The sequence below is a fragment of the Neoluteolibacter marinus genome, from assembly GCF_014904755.1.
GTDB lineage: Bacteria > Verrucomicrobiota > Verrucomicrobiia > Verrucomicrobiales > Akkermansiaceae > Haloferula > Haloferula marina.
Window position 1 is genome coordinate 153,224 of record NZ_JACZFQ010000095.1, and the last position, 13,582, is coordinate 166,805.

The 13,582-nt window shown below is 66.1% G+C and carries 10 protein-coding genes; 4 read left to right on the forward strand and 6 right to left on the reverse strand.

Features of this window, described 5'->3' with window-relative positions; genetic code table 11:
• The first annotated feature begins 3 nt into the window (after nt 1-3).
• The gene (locus tag IG178_RS18345) at nt 4-807 is read left to right on the forward strand and encodes a ThiF family adenylyltransferase (protein ID WP_193214088.1); all 804 of its coding nucleotides are present in this window, start codon (nt 4-6) and stop codon (nt 805-807) included.
• Here IG178_RS18345 and IG178_RS18350 read toward each other — a convergent pair.
• From IG178_RS18350 to IG178_RS18375, 6 genes are all read right to left on the reverse strand, one after another.
• Complete coding sequence (locus IG178_RS18350; RefSeq protein WP_193214031.1) at nt 785-2,455, reverse strand: 4-alpha-glucanotransferase; 1,671 nt, start codon at nt 2,453-2,455, stop codon at nt 785-787. The two genes, IG178_RS18345 and IG178_RS18350, sit on opposite strands and share 23 nt — an antisense overlap.
• 58 nt (nt 2,456-2,513) lie before the next feature.
• Nucleotides 2,514-3,743, reverse strand: coding sequence for a glycoside hydrolase family 99 protein (locus IG178_RS18355; protein WP_193214032.1), 1,230 nt, complete (start codon nt 3,741-3,743; stop codon nt 2,514-2,516).
• Nucleotides 3,744-3,880: 137 nt separating this feature from the next.
• The gene (gene cysK, locus IG178_RS18360; RefSeq protein WP_226895559.1) at nt 3,881-4,840 is read right to left on the reverse strand and encodes a cysteine synthase A; all 960 of its coding nucleotides are present in this window, start codon (nt 4,838-4,840) and stop codon (nt 3,881-3,883) included.
• A 41-nt stretch (nt 4,841-4,881) separates the two neighbouring features.
• Entirely contained in the window at nt 4,882-5,607 is a 726-nt protein-coding gene (locus tag IG178_RS18365) for a phosphoadenylyl-sulfate reductase (RefSeq protein WP_193214033.1), read from the reverse strand.
• A gap of 28 nt (nt 5,608-5,635) precedes the next feature.
• Entirely contained in the window at nt 5,636-7,354 is a 1,719-nt protein-coding gene (locus IG178_RS18370) for an NADPH-dependent assimilatory sulfite reductase hemoprotein subunit (protein ID WP_193214034.1), read from the reverse strand.
• 45 nt (nt 7,355-7,399) lie between these two features.
• On the reverse strand, nt 7,400-9,169 hold the full coding sequence (locus IG178_RS18375; RefSeq protein WP_193214035.1) for an assimilatory sulfite reductase (NADPH) flavoprotein subunit: 1,770 nt from the start codon (nt 9,167-9,169) through the stop codon (nt 7,400-7,402).
• 222 nt (nt 9,170-9,391) lie between these two features.
• Here IG178_RS18375 and IG178_RS18380 point away from each other — a divergent pair, with 222 nt between their 5' ends.
• The 3 genes from IG178_RS18380 to IG178_RS18390 all read left to right on the forward strand — a co-directional run bounded on the left by IG178_RS18380 (nt 9,392) and on the right by IG178_RS18390 (nt 13,571).
• The gene (locus IG178_RS18380; RefSeq protein WP_193214036.1) at nt 9,392-9,958 is read left to right on the forward strand and encodes a sigma-70 family RNA polymerase sigma factor; all 567 of its coding nucleotides are present in this window, start codon (nt 9,392-9,394) and stop codon (nt 9,956-9,958) included.
• A gap of 9 nt (nt 9,959-9,967) precedes the next feature.
• On the forward strand, nt 9,968-11,356 hold the full coding sequence (locus IG178_RS18385; RefSeq protein WP_193214037.1) for a FecR domain-containing protein: 1,389 nt from the start codon (nt 9,968-9,970) through the stop codon (nt 11,354-11,356).
• A 163-nt stretch (nt 11,357-11,519) separates the two neighbouring features.
• The gene (locus tag IG178_RS18390) at nt 11,520-13,571 is read left to right on the forward strand and encodes an arylsulfatase (RefSeq protein WP_226895560.1); all 2,052 of its coding nucleotides are present in this window, start codon (nt 11,520-11,522) and stop codon (nt 13,569-13,571) included.
• The last annotated feature ends 11 nt before the right edge of the window (nt 13,572-13,582 follow it).

Consider the following 13,582-nt stretch of genomic DNA (forward strand, 5'->3'; position numbering starts at 1 on the left):
CCCGTGAACGATCCTTACCTCGACCGCTTTTCCGGCATCGGCCGGCTCTATGGCATCCCTGCCCTGGGGCGCTTCCGCCGCGCCCACGTCGGCATCGTGGGAGTCGGCGGCGTCGGCTGCTGGACCGCCGAATGCCTGGCCCGCTCTGGCATCGGCAAGCTGACCCTGATCGATGCCGATGACCTCTGCGTCACCAACACCAACCGCCAGATCCACGCGCTGGACGGCACCTACGGCAAGCCGAAGGTCGGCGTGATGGCCGGGCGCCTGCGCGCCATCCAGCCGGAGATCCAGGTCATCGAGCGCCAGGAGTTCCTCTCCGACCGCAACGTCGGCGAGTTCCTCGACACCGGCTTCGACCACGTGGTCGACGCCATCGACGCGGTCCGCGCCAAGTGCGTGCTGCTCGCCACCTGCCGCGAGCGCGGTGTGCCGGTGATTGCCTGCGGCGGTGCCGGCGGCCGGCGCGATGTCACCCGCATCGCCGTCGCCGACCTGGCCCGCACCCGCGACGACGCCCTGCTGATGGCCACCCGCAAGCGGCTGCGCGACGACCACGGTTTCCCCAAGGCCCGCGCCGGCGAGAAGATCCGCAAGTTCGGCATCGAGGCCGTGTTCTCCGACGAGCCGCCGCTCTTCCCCACCTGCGACGGCGGCGTCAGCCACGAGCGGCCCGACGACCTGCCTGCCGGCCTGCGCTGCGACGCCGGCTACGGCACTGCCACCCACGTCACCGCGGTCTTCGGCATGCTGGCCGCGGGCCGGGTGCTCGAGCACCTCGCGGTCAGACCCGCTGCGAACGAATGAGCACGGGCTTGAGCCCCGCCACCACGTCCGCGGCCTGCGCCTCGAGTTCCACCGGCAAGCGGAAGCTCCAGTTGTGCGGCCCCACCGTTCCCGGCGAGTTGATGCGGTCGGTCAGATCGAAGATGTCGGTGATCATCACCGCCGCATAGCGGGAGCGGCTTTCCATCAGGGCACCGATCAATCCGTCCCTCACCTCATCGCCATAGGGCTGGTCCGCGTCGATCCCGGCGAAATCCGCCATCGTTTTCAGGTTCCACTCGGCCCCCTCCCGGGCCTCCGCTTCTTCCTCGGGATCGGCGGCGATCCTGCGGAACTCCGCCCACATCGCCGGGATCGAATCGTGATCGTGCGTCGCGAACGTCGCGAAGGAACACTCGGGCAGCTCCTCCGGCGGGATCACCTTGCCGTCCTCATCGGTGTCCCAGTGGGGCACCCGGAATCCGGCGATGTCCAGCGACGCCAGGTGCGGGCGGACATAATCGGGGACACAGCCGAGGTCCTCGCCGACGACTGCAGACGGACCCGCGGCCTCGACCACCATGCGCAGGCGAGTGTCGCCGTCATCGCGGTTCAGTGCCTGGTTCTTCTCGGTGTCATCGGGCCGGGGATTCCAGCCCGGGAGTTCGCCGCCGGTGAGCTTCGCTGCCTGCTTCTTGGTCAGGTCCAGGAAATCCGCATTGCGCTGCGGCTGCCAGGGGAAGGAATAGATGCGGTAGAAGCCGAGGATGTGGTCGATGCGGAAGATGTGGAAAATGTCGGTGAGCTTCGAGACGCGCTGCCGCCACCACGGGAAGCCCTCGTCCTCCATCTTGCCCCACCGGTAAAGCGGAATGCCCCAGTTCTGCCCCCACTTCTGGATGAACAGGTCGTGTTTGAACATCGTCTCCGGTGGTGCCCCGCCGCAGTGCTTCAGGTCGAAGTCGTCGCGGTTGAAGAACACGTCGGCTGAATAGCGGCTGACCCCGATCGGGATGTCGCCCATGAGCTGGACGCCGCGATGGTCGGCGTGGGCGCGCACGGCATTCCATTGCCGGAAGCAGATCCACTGGACCCAGGCATAGAAATCGAGCCGCTCCGCGACCAGCGCGGCATTCGATTCCCGGGCTTGCCGGAGGTGCGCCATTGCCCCCTCCACCGTCTGCCAATCCTCGGGCCACCAGTCCCACGCCTCGGTGCCGCCCGCCTGATCCATCAACCAACGATAAATGCAGTAGTTCTCCAGCCATGCCGCCTCCTCGCGCTTGAAGCGGTAGAAGCCGACATCACCCGGTCCGGCATGGAAGCGTGCCCATGCCTTCTCTAACAGCCCTCGCTTCGCCCGCCGCACCGCCGGATAGTTCACCCGTACCGCCGTGACGTTCTCACCGAGCACCTCGCGAGCCTCCTCGACGTCGCTCTCCACGAGCCCGGGAATCTCGTGGGGCTCGCAGGTCAGGTAGAGCGGTTCCAGCGCCACCGACGAGATGGCATTGTAGGGACTGTCGTCCGAACCGGTCTCGTTGAGCGGCAGAAGCTGGAGGAAGCCGATGCCGCCCGCGGCACAGTGGTCGATCCACCGCCGCATCGATCGGGTGTCGCCGATTCCGAGGTCGCCTTCGCGACGCGGGGTGAAGGCAGGCAGCAGAAGGCCGGCAAGGCGTTTCGACATGCGCGCGACGCTGCCACGACGAGCGGCGCAATCCAGCAAGAACCGCCACACCAGGGCCTCAGCGGACAGGAAATGTCGTGTCGGGCCGCTCTCCGCGCAGTAGCCGTCCGATTTCCCCGGTCAGCCAGAGGTAGTGATCCGGCTCAACCCCGGGTTCGCGCAGGAAGCGGCTGGCACCCGTAGGCGGGTCCTGGGTCGTCTTGAAAATCGCCGTCGCCTCGTCCATCTCATCGAACATCGCGATATAGAGCGACCTCACCCCCGCCTTCTGCGCCGCGACGGCTTGGCTCCAGAGGAAACGCCCGCCGAGCCGCGGGATGGCATCGAACTTCGCCTCGATGCCCCGCCCCTTCTGGAGGTTCGTCCAACTGAAGCCGGGAAAGGCCACCGGCAGGTAGCCGATGCCCCGCTCGCGGCACCAGGCGAGGTCGGGCTTCAGGAGCTTCTCCACCCGGTCCTCCGCTTCCTTAGGGGTGGCGAAGCGACCGACCGACCACGGGCTGATCAGGTCGGCAAGGGCGACAAGGCGGTGGAGTTCCGGATCGGCAATCGCGTCCCGCTCGAGGCTGCGCCAGTAGCACGGGACCCCCAGCATCACCGCGCAGCCCTGTTCGCGGAAGAAGCGGATCAAGGTCTCCCACTCCGCCAATGCGGGTGGCCGGTCGTTGAAACCGAGTCCCCACAAGGCAACCAGCGGCTTGCCCCGGTACTGCAGCCAGGCAGGATCATTCTTCGACATCGGCCCCGTGGCTCGGAGCCGCTTCCAGTCTTCCGGAACGCTGGGAAACTCCCCGGCCTTGAGCCCCGAGAGATCATACATCAGCACCCACTTCCGGCCTTCGCCATTGGCCGCAGCGATGCAGTGGGCCAGCACCTGGTCCATCGAACTCCGCTTCCGCGGATCCCTGGCGGTCGTCGCGAACCGCTGCACGAAAGCGCCGTCGATCCCATATTCACGCATCCACCGGAAGTGGCGCCGCACCGTGTCCCCGTTGACCGAGCTGAACACTTCCGCGGCGGTCCCGTCCTCGTGCCGGAACGGGGTGGAAAACCTTTCGCCCGGGCTCAGCTCGCTCACGTCCGGCCAGATCTCGATCCCCGCGTTTCCGGGTTCGAACTTGCCGCCGCCCGCGTAGTGGAACCAGCCCTCGCCGCTGCCGTCATCGGGACACCGGAACCAGCCCTGATAGCCGCACATCACCATCCCGTCGAGGGACGCCCCTTTGTCTTCCGCGCGGGCAAAGCCGAACGTGAGAACCAGGATGAGCAGAACAAAGCGGGCGAGCATGGGCATTCGGTTGGACGGCGAGTCTTCCATCTTCTCGGAAGCACCGCAACCCGAACGCACCGGCCGCCCGGGAGTCGCGGACACAAAAAAGCGTTCCGCCCGGACCGGACGGAACGCTTGCAAAACAGGCGGTCGGTTCAGATATCGGCCACCGGCAGGCTTGTGACCTCCTCGCGAACCTTCTCGGCCAGCAGCGTCGAAAGGTAGCGTTCGGTCGAGGAGCAACCGACGGTGACGATGCGCTTGCCCTTGAACTCGGGCCGCTTGGCGACCTGCAACGCCGACCAGACGTTGGCGCCGGTGGAGATGCCGGCCGGAAGGCCTTCCTGCTGGTTGAGCGCCTGGGCGGTGGCGAACGCGTCCTCGTTCGAGACCTGGATGACCTCGTCGATGATGTCGACGTTGAGGTTGCCAGGGATGAAGCCGGCTCCGATGCCCTGGATCATGTGGGGACCCGGCTGGCCGCCGGAAATCACCGGGCTGGCCACCGGTTCGACGGCGAAGGTCTTCATCTCCGGGTTGCGCGACTTGATGACTTCCGAGACCCCGGTGATGGTGCCACCGGTGCCGACGCCGGCGACGAAGGCATCGATCTTGCCCTCGGTGTCGCGCCAGATCTCCTCGGCGGTCGTCTCGCGGTGGACCTGCGGGTTGGCCGGGTTGTCGAACTGGCCGGGGCCGAAGGAACCGGGATTCTCCTCGAGCAGCTTCTTCGCCATCGCGATCGCGCCACCCATGCCGCGTGCCCGCGGGGTCAGGACGATCTCGGCGCCAAGCAGGCGCAGCAGCACGCGGCGCTCGATCGACATGCTCTCCGGCATGGTCAGGATGCAGCGGTAGCCCTTGGAGCGGGCGACGAAGGCGAGCGCGATGCCGGTGTTGCCCGAGGTCGGCTCGATGATCAGCCCGCCGGGCTTGAGGCGGCCGTCCTTTTCAGCGGCCTCGACCATCGACTTGCCGATGCGGTCCTTCACGCTGAACAGCGGGTTGAAGAACTCGGCTTTGACGAGGACCTCGGCATCGAGGCCTTCGGTGAGCTTGTTCAAGCGGATGAGCGGGGTGTTGCCGATGGTGGCAACCATGGAGTCTGCGATCATGATGTTCTGGAGGTGGAAGTTGTGGTCCCGGGCGCTGGACCTCAGATCTGGAAGTCGGTGTTCTCCGATTCCAGGTGCAGGCCGCACTCGTATTTCTCGCCGTTGAAGCGGGTGGCTTCCGCGTCGAGCCCGTCGACGGCCGGCCGCGTGCTGTGCCAGTCGCCCATGGTGACGTAACCCTGGGACGCCAACGGGTGGGGCGGCAAGCCGTGATCGTGCATGTAGACGGAAACCTGGGCATCGGCCCAGTCGAGGATCGGGTAGACCTTCAGCGTCTTCTTCTGCTGCTCGGCAAAGGGGCGCTCGACCCGCGTGCTCGACTGGCTGCGGCGGACACCGCTGAGCCAGACATCGGCCCCCAGTTCCCGCAACGCGCGGTCCATCGGCTCGATCTTGGTGAGCACGCCGTATTTGTCTGCGCCTTCCCTGCCCTGCTCCCACAGCTTGCCGAACAGCGCCTCCATGCGGGCGGCGGAGTGGGTCGGCTGATAGACGCGCAGGTCGGTGCCCAGGAGTTTGGTCAGCTCCTCCGCATACTGATAGGTCTCCGGGAAATGGTAGCCGGTGTCGATGAACACCACCGGGATCTCCGGCGCGTGGTCGGCGATGAGCTTGAGCATCACGCCCGCCTGCAGGCCGAAGCTGGTCGATGCGACCAGGCGCTTGCCGTAGCGCCGGTGCAACAGCTTCAACCGCTCGCCGGCCTTGAGGCGGGCGAGTTCGCCGGACAGTGTTTCCGAGTCCAAGCTGACGGGTGCTTCTGGCATGGGTCGAACGGGCCGCGACGGGCCGGGTTCAGTTGCGGATGGCGTCTTCCTTGATGTTCTTGTGGAAGTCGCCTCCCTGGACGGTGGCCGCGACGTATCCGGCGCGGATGACGAAATCTCCAAAGTGTTCGCCTTCATTTCTTTCCTTTGCGTAGCGTTGGAAGATCGGCGCGAGCGTGTCGCGGATCTCGTGCGAGTGGATGTCCTGGCGGTAAAGCTTGCTCAGCCGCTGGCCGGCATGGCCGCCGCCGAGGTAGAGGTTGTAGCGGTCCGGGCCGCGGCCGACGAAGCCGATCTCCGAGATGAACGGGCGGCCGCAGCCGTTCGGGCAGCCGGTCATACGGATCGTGATCGCGTCGTGGCGGAGGCCGACATTCTCCAGTTCCTCCTCGAGGTCGGTGATGACCGTCGGCAGGTGGCGTTCGGCCTCGGCCAGTGCCAGGCCGCAGGTCGGCAGGGCGACGCAGGCGATCGACGAAAGGCGCAGGGCGCTGCGTTCGTGGCTACGGGCCATGCCGTACTTCTCGAGCAGCGCCTCGACCTCCGCGCGCTTCTTGGCGGAGACGTTGGCGATCATCAGGTTCTGGTTGGCGGTCAGGCGGAAGTCGCCGTCGTGGATCTTCGCGATCTCCAGTAATCCGGTGCGCATCGGATAAGCCGGGGTGTCGAGCACCCGCCCGCCCTCGACGAACAGCGTGTAGTGGAAGTTGCCCTTCTCGTCCTCGACCCAGCCGAAGCGGTCGCCGTTGTCGGTGAACTTGTAGTCACGCACCGGACCGAGCTCGTAGCCGAGGTATTCGTTGAGCTTGGCGAGGATCCACTCCGGGCCGTGGTCGTCGACGGTGTATTTGAAACGCGAGTGCTTGCGGTCGGTGCGGTCACCGAAGTCGCGCTGCACCAGCACCACCTTCTCGGCGACGTCCACGACCTGCTCCGGGGTGCAGAAGCCGATCACGTCGGCGATCCGCGGATAGGTCGCCTCGTTGCCGTGGGTCGAACCCATGCCGCCGCCGACGGCGACGTTGTAGCCGGCCAGCTTGCCGCCCTCGACGATGGCAATGAACGACAGGCAGTTGGCGAAAATGTCGACGTCGTTGCTAGGCGGCACGGCGATGGTGATCTTGAACTTCCGCGGCAGGTAGGTCTTGCCGTAGATCGGTTCCTGCTCCTCCTCGGAGGTTTTGATCTTCTCGCCGTCGAGCCAGATCTCGTGGTAGGCGCGGGTCGCCGGGGTGAGGTGCGTGGAGATGTCCTGAGCCGCCTTCAAGACCTCGGCGTGGACCGAGGACAGGTGCGGGTTCGGATTGCACATCACGTTGCGGTTCACGTCGCCGCAGGCCGCGATGGTGTCCATGGCCGCATCGTTGATCTCCTTGATCGTGCGCTTCAGGTTGGTCTTGATGATGCCGTGGAATTGGAAGGCCTGGCGGGTGGTCAGCTTGATCGTGCCGTTGGCAAACTGGGTCGCGAGGCGGTCCGTCTCGATCCACTGCTGCGGGGTGGCGACGCCACCGGGCACGCGGATGCGGATCATGAACGAGTAGGCCTTTTCCAAGCGGTGCTTGCGGCGGTCATTGCGCAGGTCGCGATCGTCCTGCTGGTAGGTGCCGTGGAACTTCAACAGCTGTTGGTCGTCCTCCGACATCGAGCCGGTGGACAGGTCGGCGAGGCCTTCCTCGATCGTCCCGCGCAGGTAGTTCGAGCGGGTCTTGATGCCTTCGTTGGCGGAGAGCTTTTTCTCACTCATGTCTCTGGAAAATTGGAACTTCGAACTTAAATGATTGGAGCTTCCTCAGTACACGTCGCGCTGGTAGCGCTTGGACTTCTTGAGGTCATCGATGTAGGCCTCGGCCGCCTCGCGGGACAAGGCACCCTGGGATTCGGCGACGGAGACCAGCGCCTCGTGGACGTCGGCTGCCATCCGGGAGGCGTCGCCGCAGACATAGAAGTGGGCACCTTCCTGGAGCCATCCGTAGAGCTCCTTCGCACGCTCGCGCATGCGGTCCTGAACGTAGACCTTCTCCGGCTGGTCGCGCGAGAAAGCGACGTCGAGCTTGGTCAGCGCGCCCTCCTTGAGATGTTCCTGCCACTCGGTCTGGTAGAGGAAGTCGTAGGTGTAGTGCTGGTCGCCGAAGAACATCCAGCTCTTGCCCCCCTGTCCCAACGCCGCGCGGTGCTCGACGAAGGCGCGGAACGGTGCCACCCCGGTGCCGGGACCGACCATGATGATCGGCGTGTCGCCGGAGGCGGGTAGGCGGAAGTTCTTGTTCTGGTGCGTGTAGACCGGCACCCGCCCGCCCTTCTCCACGAGGTCGGCGAGGTAGGTCGAGGCGATCCCCTTCCGCTGCATGCCGTGGGCCTGGTAGCGCACGGAGGCCACGGTCAGGTGGACCTCGTCCGGATGCGCGAGCGGGCTGGAAGCGATCGAGTAGAGACGCGGCGGCAGCTTGCGGAAGATCGACGCGAGATCCGCCGGCGCCAGTCCGCTCGGTGCAAAGTCGCGGATCGCATCGGCGATCCAGCGTCCCCACTGGTAGTCCTTGAGCTGGTCCTTGGCATCGTCGGCCAGCAGGGCCGCGAGCTTCTTGCAGCCGGCGAAATTCTGCAGCTTGGTCAGGACCGCCCGCGACAAGGCGGTGATGTCGTAGTCCTCGCGCAGGGCGTCGGCCAGCAGCTTGGCGCCGACTCCCTTCACCTCGACGGTTTCGCTGCCGTTGAGCTTGGCGGCCTTGAGGATGCCGTCGATCACGTCGGGCGGGTTCACCGGCACCACGGCGAGCGCATCGCCCGGCTCGTAGCTGAGACCTGAGCCATCGAGCCCCAGTTCATAGTGCCAGGTTTCCTTCGAGGTTCCCTTGCCGTTGAGCAGGACCTTCTCCAGCAATTCGGAGGGATAAGGATTCTTCTTCCCGAATTCGGTGGTCGCCGCCGCGGCAGCGGGCCCGCTCACCTGGACGGTCGCGGATGCCGACGGACCGAAGGCGGCCAGCGCGGCTTCCAGCCACTGGGCGTGGGGTTCCTCGAAATCGACATCGCAATCCTGGCGCGGCGAAATCCGCCGGCCGCCGAGTTGCTCCAGGCGTGCATCCAGATCCTTGCCGACCTGGCAGAAGCGCTCATACGACGTGTCGCCAAGCGCGCAAACCGAGAAGCTGAGCTTCTTCAAATCGACGGCCACACCAGTCATGATCTCATTGTAGAACGAGGTCGCGCTTTCCGGCGGGTCGCCCTCGCCCCAGGTGCTGACGATGACCAGCAGGTTGTCCACCTTGGCGAGATTCGCCGGCGTGATCTCCGACATGTTCTTCACCGACGCCTTGAAACCCTTCTTCTTGGCGATCTTCGCGGACAGGTCGGCGAGCTTTTCAGCATTGCCCGATTCCGTGCCGTAAAGGACGGTCAACGCCGTCGCGGCGGCCGGCACTGCCACGGCGGCGGCGGGGGCATTCCCCGCGGACAAGAAGCCGGCGAGCCAGAAGCGCTGGGACGCATCGAGGCCAGCCAACGCGATTTCCACGCTGCGGCGTTGATCGGGCGAAAATGGAGCGTGCTCGGGAAGCATTACCTTAGTTTGTTGCTCAGGTTTGTAACGTTTCGGCGTGAGCATTCACTCCCTCTGCGATGCGCGCAAGGCGAATTCTGCGGCATACGTGCATTTCTCCACCACTTGTAGCCACCCCAGGTATCAGGACTTTGCGCACGGAAATCCGGCAACACCCGGGATTGCCGCCAAATCCCCTTTTGCACGCCGCAACCCGAGCCCCTACAGATTCCGAATCACCCCATGAGCAGTCAGCTTCCGGAACATCCGCGCAAACCAAGTCCGGCGCGCATCGACTTTGACGAGGTGGTCCGCGACCAGCACTCGAGCCTGCGCTTTTTCATCCGTTCCCTGGGAGTGAACCACGCCTGGGTCGATGACCTTGCCCAGGAGGTGTTCCTCGTGGCCTACCGCAAGTGGAGTGACCTCGATCACCCGGACAACGCCCGGCCATGGTTGCGCCGGATCGCCCGGAACGTGGTGATGAACGAGCTCTCGAAAACCGGCCGGCGGCAGCGCCTGCTCGACGAGAACCTGACCAGCCTGCTGCTGGAAGCGACCCCGGTCCACCTCGAGCCCGGCGGGCTGCAGGATGCCGAATTGCGCCACGAAGCGCTGCGTCATTGCCTGGAGAAGCTGACCGACCGGACCCGGAAGATCATCGATGCGCGCTATTTCCGTGATCGCAACGCCTCGGAGATCGGCGAGGACCTCGAGATGAGCGCGGTGGCCGTCCGCAAGACCCTTTTCACCGCCCGCAAGTCCCTTGCCGAATGCCTGGCGACCCGCCAAGTCCGGGAAGCCACCTGAATCCTTCCCGTGAACGGCTCCGAATCCACTTTCGAAGACCTTTGCACCGAGTTGCTCGACGGCGAGCTCGATGCTGCCGGTTACGCAGCACTCCTCGCGATGCTCCAGTCGGATCCCGGCCTGATCCTGGAACTCCAGCGGCACCTGATGGTCTCGGGGGCGCTCTGCCGGGAAAATCCGGCCTATGCGGACGATCGCTTCGCCGCCGCCCTCTCGACCCACCTCCGCCAGGTCGGGGACGAGCCGGAGCAGGATTTCCCCAATCTCGTCCGCCGCCGGATCCGCCGCCAGAAACTCCGCAAGATCGCCATGGCAATGACCGCATGCCTCGCCCTCGCCGCGATCCCCCTCGCCCTGCGTTCACCGGCCGGGACGGCTGCCCCTGCGGTGGCCGTTGCGACCCGGCTCTCCGAGACAAGCGGCACAAACGCCCGCAGCGAGGAGATCCCCGCCGGGAGGGAGATCCGCCTGGAATCGGGCCTGATGCAGTTGGAGTTCGAGAACGGGGCCGTGGTCGCCGTCGAGGGCCCGGCGAAGTTCCGCGTCGCCTCGGCGGACGAGATCGAGCTCGAGTCGGGCAACCTCAACGCCTGGTGTCCGGAGTCCGCGCACGGCTTCCGCGTCAGCACCCGGTCGGCGACCCTGACCGATCTCGGCACCACCTTCGGCGTCTCCGCGAGCGAAGCCGGCGATGCCGATTTCCTGGTGCTGGAAGGAGAGGTCGAGGTTTCGGTCGGCAGTGAATTGCGCACCTTGCCCGAGGGCATGGCCGTGCGTGCGACCCGCAGCAAGGCTTTTGAAGAGCTCGCCTTTGAAACCACCCCGTTCCGCCGGACCTGGCCGCTGACCTCGGGTATCCTCGCCACCACGGGCGAGGTCATCCCGGCCCCGCCCGACACGCCGAGGAAAGTGGCGGACTACGAGGATGACGACCATGTCATCGTCATCCCCGAGCGCAGGTCGTTCCTCCTTCCCGACCGCCTGGCCGCCGACATCACCTCGCCCGGCCGGTACGGTGACGTGGACGAATTGCCTCTGCACGGCCCCGGCGAGATCGCCGGCGGCAACGGCAAACGCGCGCGCTGCTTCCGGCTGCGCTACAACCCCGTCGGCCAGCTTGAATACGGTGTCTTCGTGAGCTTCGAGGGATCAGTGACCTTCGACCGCCCGATTCTCGGCATCATCACCTCCGCCCGCAAGTTGGACCGGAGCGACCGGATCGCGTCCGCCGCGCGGCTACCCAACACCTCGGAGCCCCACCGCATGCGCGGTCTGGAGACGGGTCCGCTGACCCTGTCCGATTCCCTCGCCCTGTCCGAGGATCGCCGCACCATTACCGTCAAGTTCAACGCCGGGGAGTCGGTCGACGAGATCCGGGTGATCACCGAGGCGCGCTGACGGGTCGCGAACCGGAGGAAAATCCAGCCGCGCGGTAACACCCGGGCGCGTGGTGATATAGCTTGGGTGAATGCGGTTTACTTCACCAATCTCCACTCCCCGTCAGCCCGCGGGCCCCTCCCGGCGATTCAAGCTGCGGGTCCTGCTCCCTACCCTCAGCCTGTTGGCCGCCGCCGCGCCGGCCGCCTCACGGCCGAACGTGCTGCTGATCCTCGCGGACGACCTCGGTTTCTCGGATCTCTCCTGCTACGGCTCCGAGATCCAGACCCCGAACATCGACAAGCTCGCGGAAGGCGGCGCGAAATTCTCGGCCTTCTACAACTCGGCCCGCTGCTGTCCCTCGCGCGCCTCGCTTTTCACGGGCCTGCACCCCCACGAGGCGGGGATCGGCTCGTTCACCACCGCCCGACCGCGGGAAGATGCCGGCCCCGCCTACAGCGGCCACCTGCTCCCCGATACCGCCACGCTGGGTGAAATCCTCGGCGATTCGGGTTACAGCACCTGGATGATCGGCAAGTGGCACCTGGGAGTCCCCGGCCCGATGGAACGGGGGATCCAGAACTACTACGGCTACCGGAATTTCCTCGCCCATTCGGAGAACCAATGGGATCCCGGCGCCTACGTCCGCCTGCCCGCGGGCACCAGCCCGGAGATCGAACGGCCCCGCGGGAAATACTACGCCACCGACGTCTTCAACGACTACGCCCTGGAGTTTCTCCGCGAAGCCCGGAGCGGCGACCACAGGGGGAAGCCCTGGTTCCTCTTCCTCTCCCACTCGTCCCCGCACTTCCCGGTCCAGGCACCGAAGGAGGACATCGACCGCCACATGGCGACCTATCGCAAGGGCTGGGATGTTCTCCGGGTCGAGCGGCTGGAGCGTCAGAAGAAGCTCGGGCTGGTTCCCGCCGACAACCCGCTCCCGCCCCGCTCCCAGGTGCCCGTGGACCGGGCAGACATCGCCAACGGCTACTCCGGCCAACCGAATCCCGCCTGGGACTCCCTGCCCGCCGACCGGCGCGAGGACCTGGCCCGCCGCATGGCCACTTTCGCCGCGATGGTCGAACACGTTGACCAGGGCATCGGCCGGATCGTCGGTGACCTCCGGCAGCACGGCGAACTCGACAACACGCTGATCTTCTTCCTTAGCGACAACGGGGCGTGCTACGAGTGGGGGCCCTTTGGTTTCGACGGCCCGTCCCGCAAGGGCGAGACGATCCTCCACACCGGCGACCAGCTTGCCGAGATGGGACAGGACCACGGCCACAGCTCCTATGGCTCCGCCTGGGCGATGCTCTGCAACACGCCGCTCGGGATGTACAAGCACTTCTGCCACGAAGGCGGCATTTCCTCGCCGTTCATCGTCCATTGGCCCGCGGGTCTCGGTCCGCGTCCCGGCTATGTCGCGGACCCGGGTCACGTGATGGACATCGTGCCGACCGTGTGCGCCGCGACCGGTGTCGCCTACCCGAAGACCCGCGCCGGCCACGACATCAAGCCGGTCTCCGGGGTTTCGCTCCTGCCCGCCGCCCGCGGCGAAGGCCTCGCGGAACGCGGGCTGCCAACCGAGCATCAGGACGCCCGCGGCTACCGCAAGGGCGACTGGAAGATCGTGTGGGGCAAGCGCCAGCCCGAGGAAGTCCGCTGGGAACTCTACAACCTGAAATCCGACCGCTCGGAAACCAAGGATCTCGCCAAGGAACACCCTGAGATCCTTCGCCAACTGGTGGGCGAGTGGGAGGCCTGGGCCCGCAAGGTCGGTGCCGATCCTTTCGCCACGAAAGCGATCGCCGACAGCCCGGAGGTCGCGAACAAGCCCCTGCGCATCACGGCCAGCATCCGCGGCAAGAAACCCGCCGGGGTGGTGATCGCCCAAGGCGGCAACCAGTGCGGCTACGCCCTCCACTTCGTCGATGGTCGCCCTGCCTTCGACGTCCGGATCGGCGGCAAGGTGAGCCGGCTCATCGCCGGCCATCCGGTGAGCGGCAAGGTGGAACTGGTCGCCACCCTCGATGCCGATCACATGACGCTGGCGGTGGGCGGCGCGGAACCGATCCGCCGCGCGTCGCCCGGCTTGCTGCGGAAGCAGCCCATCGACCCGCTTAGTATCGGCTACGACGACCGCTCGGCGGCCGGTGATTACGAGGCACCGAACCGCTTCACCGGAAAGGTGCTTTCGAGCCACGTCGATGCCCTGCCAAACGCCTCCACCCGCTGACCCTTTCCAAA